This window comes from Streptomyces anatolicus (assembly GCF_019400875.1).
Classification (GTDB): Bacteria; Actinomycetota; Actinomycetes; order Streptomycetales; family Streptomycetaceae; genus Streptomyces; species Streptomyces anatolicus.
The window spans coordinates 1-3,936 of record NZ_WMBF01000545.1 but is presented as its reverse complement, the minus strand read 5'-3'; the positions used below and the strand labels follow the sequence as shown (position 1 = coordinate 3,936).

General features: G+C 71.0%; 4 protein-coding genes. 3 read left to right on the top strand and 1 reads right to left on the bottom strand.

The features are described 5' to 3' along the window. The first annotated feature begins 16 nt into the window (after positions 1–16). From GKQ77_RS29260 to GKQ77_RS29250, 3 genes are read left to right on the top strand one after another with little or no spacing between them, the layout of a single operon-like run. A complete protein-coding gene (locus GKQ77_RS29260; protein ID WP_219692108.1) occupies positions 17–1,774 on the top strand; it encodes an ABC transporter ATP-binding protein in 1,758 nt (585 codons plus the stop codon). A 58-nt stretch (positions 1,775–1,832) separates the two neighbouring features. Further along, positions 1,833–2,654 (top strand): maleylpyruvate isomerase family mycothiol-dependent enzyme, encoded by an 822-nt coding sequence (locus GKQ77_RS29255; protein WP_219692104.1) that lies wholly within the window; start codon positions 1,833–1,835, stop codon positions 2,652–2,654. Between the two features lie 58 nt (positions 2,655–2,712). Continuing rightward, positions 2,713–3,297, top strand: coding sequence for a GNAT family N-acetyltransferase (locus tag GKQ77_RS29250; RefSeq protein ID WP_219692106.1), 585 nt, complete (start codon positions 2,713–2,715; stop codon positions 3,295–3,297). On the opposite strand, the gene GKQ77_RS29245 is transcribed toward GKQ77_RS29250, so the two are convergent. After that, complete coding sequence (locus tag GKQ77_RS29245) at positions 3,266–3,814, bottom strand: cysteine hydrolase family protein (RefSeq protein ID WP_219692103.1); 549 nt, start codon at positions 3,812–3,814, stop codon at positions 3,266–3,268. The genes GKQ77_RS29250 and GKQ77_RS29245 overlap by 32 nt on opposite strands. Between the last annotated feature and the right edge of the window lie 122 nt (positions 3,815–3,936).

The following is a 3,936-nucleotide window of genomic DNA, read 5'->3' as shown; positions in this document are numbered from 1 at the left end:
CCCCGAACCCGAGCGCCTGCCCGCCAAGGAGACCTGGCGCGCCCTGTACCGCCACTTCCGGCCGCACCGCGGCGCCGTGGCCCTCGGCGCCCTGCTCACGCTCACCGGCTCGATGACCGCGCTGGCCCAGCCGCTCGCGGCCAAAGCGCTTGTGGACCGGCTCGGCGGCGACGATCCGATCGCCGGCGTCCTGGTGCTCCTCGGCGCGCTCGTGATCCTCGGCACCGCGATCGAGTCGGTCGGGTCGTACGTCCTGGAGCGCACCGCCGAGTCTGTGGTGCTGGCCGCCCGGCGCACCCTGATCGGGCGGCTGCTGCGGCTGCGCCTGACCGAGGTGGAGCGGACCCAGCCCGGCGACCTGATGTCCCGGATCACCTCGGACACCACACTGCTGCGGGCCGTCACGACCCAGTCCGTGGTCTCGGCGGTCTCCGGCGGCCTCACCTTCCTCGCGACGATCGCGATGATGGGGCTGATGGACCCGGTGCTGCTCGGCGTCACGTTCGGCGTGATCGTGCTGATCGGCGGCGCGGCGTCCCTGGCCATGCCGAAGATCGCGCAGGCGACGCGGCGCGCCCAGGAGGCGGTCGGCACGATCTCGACCGCGTTGGAAAGGGCGTTCGGCGCTTTCCGTACGGTCAAGGCCTCCGGCGCCGAGCGACGCGAGACGGAAGCGGTGCAGGAGGCGGCGCGTGAGGCGTGGCGGCACGGCGTGCGGTCGGCGAAGTGGCAAGCGGTGGCGGGGAGTTCGGTCGGTCTCGCCGTGCAGGTGTCGTTCCTCGCGGTGCTCGGGATCGGCGGGGCGCGGGTCGCGTCCGGCGCGATCTCCGTCTCGACGCTGGTGGCCTTCCTGCTCTACCTCTTCTACCTGACCGAGCCCGTGGCGCGCCTTGTCGACGCGGCGTCGCAGTACCAGGTCGGCTCGGCGGCGATCGCGCGGATCGTGCAGGCGGAACGGCTGGAGACGGAAGAGACGGAAGAGAAGGGGGAGATGGGCGAGGCAGGGCAGACGGACGCCGCGAGGACTGATGGCCCGGCGTCGGTGACCTTCGAGGACGTCACCTTCCGTTACCGCGACGAACTCCCCTACGTCCACCACGGCGTGACCTTCGAGGTGCCCGGCCCCGGCATGACGGCCTTCGTCGGCCCCTCCGGGGCGGGCAAGACGACCGTCTTTGGCCTCATCGAGCGGTTCTACGAGGCGACGGGCGGGCGGATCCTGGTCGACGGCAGGGACGTGAGGGAGTGGCCGCTGGCCGAACTCCGGGCCACCATCGGATACGTGGAGCAGGACGCGCCCGTCCTCGCGGGCACCGTCCGCGAGAACCTGCTCTTCGCGGCGCCGGACGCCACCGACGCCGAGGTGCGGGAGGTTCTCGTACGGGCCCGTCTCGACGGAGTGATCGAGCGGCTGCCCGAGGGGCTGGAGACGGTGGTCGGCCACCGCGGCTCCAAGCTGTCCGGCGGCGAGCGCCAGCGTGTGGCGATAGCCAGGGCGCTGCTCAGAAAGCCCCGCCTGCTCCTGCTCGACGAGGCGACCTCGCAACTGGACGCGGTCAACGAACTGGCGCTGCGGGATGTCGTGACGGAGGTGTCCCGCGAGGTCACCGTCCTGGTGGTGGCGCACCGGCTGTCGACGGTGACGCTGGCGGACCGGATCGTGGTGATGGACGCGGGGAAGGTGCGAGCGGTCGGCACGCACGCCGAACTGGTGGCGGCGGACCCGCTCTACGGCGAGCTGGCGGCGACGCAGTTCCTGGCGGCATCGGCGTGAACGGCGGCGGGCGGCGGCTCGCGTTCCACGGCTGCCACCCGTGGTCTACCGTGACGGCATGACGCGTCCGAGCCCCAGCGCGGTGTACGACCGCTATGTCACCCGGATCTCCGAGCAGAGCGCCCAGTTGGTCGCGGCCGTCGACGGCGCGGACGCCGCCGCGCCTGTGCCGGGTTGCCCCGGATGGACCCTCGCCCACCTGCTGCGTCACGTCGGCGGCACGCACAGCTGGGCCGAGACGATCGTGCGGACCCGGGCCACCGCGCCCGTCCCCGACGATCAGGTCAACGAGGTCACGCCCGACGCCGACGACGACATCGCGACACTGACCGCCTGGCTCGCGAAGAGCACGGGCCGGCTCGTGGACACGCTGCGCGAGGCCGGCCAGGACGCCAGGGTCTGGACGCCCGCCCCGGGCGGCACCCCGCTGTTCTGGGCCCGCCGAATGACGTACGAAACGGTCGTCCACCGCTTCGACGCGAGTGCCGCGGTCGGTGGGACGTACACCCTGGACGCCGATGTGGCGCGCGACGGCCTTGAGGAGTGGCTGCAATTCAGCACGCTGCCGCAGGCCTACGCATCGGAGGCCGAACACCACGCGCTGCTGGGCCCTGACCGCACGCTCCACTTCCACGCCACCGACGCCGCTGACGCTCCCGAGGGGTCGGGGGAGTGGTTCATCGACCTGACCAAGGCCCCCATCACGCTGAGCCACGCCCACAAGAAGGCGACCACAGCGGTCCGGGGCCCTCTCACGGACCTCCTGCTCCTCCTCTACGACCGCCGCACCCCGACTCCCGCCGACGGAATCGAGGTCCTGGGCGACAAGGAACTCCTCACCACATGGACACGGGCAGCGGGCGATTGGCTACGAAGGTGAACTCCCGGTCCTGCCAAGGGGCCTGGATCTGGCGGGCGATGGCGTGATCGAATACGGGATGACATCGTTCTGGTCAGGCGAGCTGGTACGGCTGCGCGGTATCGAGCCCGACGACTGGACGGCGTTCCAGCGCTTCGCCGCCGACGAGGAGGGGCTGGGGGATCTGGTAATCCCGCCCCGTTCCGCCGAGGGGCATCGCGCCTGGGCCAAGGAGCGAGCCGCCGCCGTGCCCGACGGAGACCGCTGCCAGTTGGTGATCGAAGCGCTTGACACGGGGGAGATGGTCGGCGCCATCGGCTCGCAGCACGCCGATGCGCATGCGGGCCGGTTCGAGTACGGGATCACCATCGGCGCCGATCACCGGCGCAGGGGCTACGCGGCGGAAGCCGTGACGATATTGCTGCGCTACATGTTCGCCGAGCGCCGCTTCCACAAATGCGAGGCGCGTGTCCTCGCGCACAACGAGGCGTCGCTGACGCTGCACCGCCGTCTCGGTTTCGTAGAAGAGGGCCGACTCCGCCAGCACGTGTTCCTCGGCGGCAAACACCGCGATCTGGTCGTGATGGGCCTGCTCGCCGAGGAGTTCGCAAGCTCACAAAAGGGCCCTGGCATCACTCCCCAGACCAGTCCGCGCAGGACATGACCCCGAACCCCCGGCTCGGGAAGACCGCGTTCATGAAGAAGTCGTGGATCGCCGCGTCGCCGTCGGCGCAACCGTCGCGCAGCACGGTCAACTCGTAGCCGCGGTCCGCCGCGTCATAGCACGTCGCCGCCACCATCGCGCTGGTGGCGACCCCGGCGACCGCGAGGGTGGTGACGCCGCGCGCGCGGAGTACGAGGTCGAGGTCCGTGCCGGCGAACGCGCTGGCGCGGCGTTTGAGTACGACGACGTCCTCCTCGGCGACCGGCAGAGCGATCTCCGTTCCGGCCGAACCCTCGTGGAAAACGTCCCCCGCTTCGTAGAACGCCTGGAGCATGGTGTTGCCCCGGGGCACGTCCGCCCCGTTGGCCCGGAAGGCGAAGTGCACGAACACCACGAGGACACCGGCCGCACGGGCCCGCGGGAGCAGTTCGGTGAGCGATGGCACGACGCTCCGGGCGAACGGGTAGCCGCTCGTGATGCCCCGCTGGATGTCGCCGATGATCAGTGCGGTGGTCATGACAGGCTCCCGTCCCACCCTGCTGTCCAGCGCCCCGCTCTCGACAGGGCAGCCATTCCGGCGGTCACTTTAGTGCGATGATCGCCGGGCTGGTGGTTCCTTGAGATCACTCGGGCGCACGG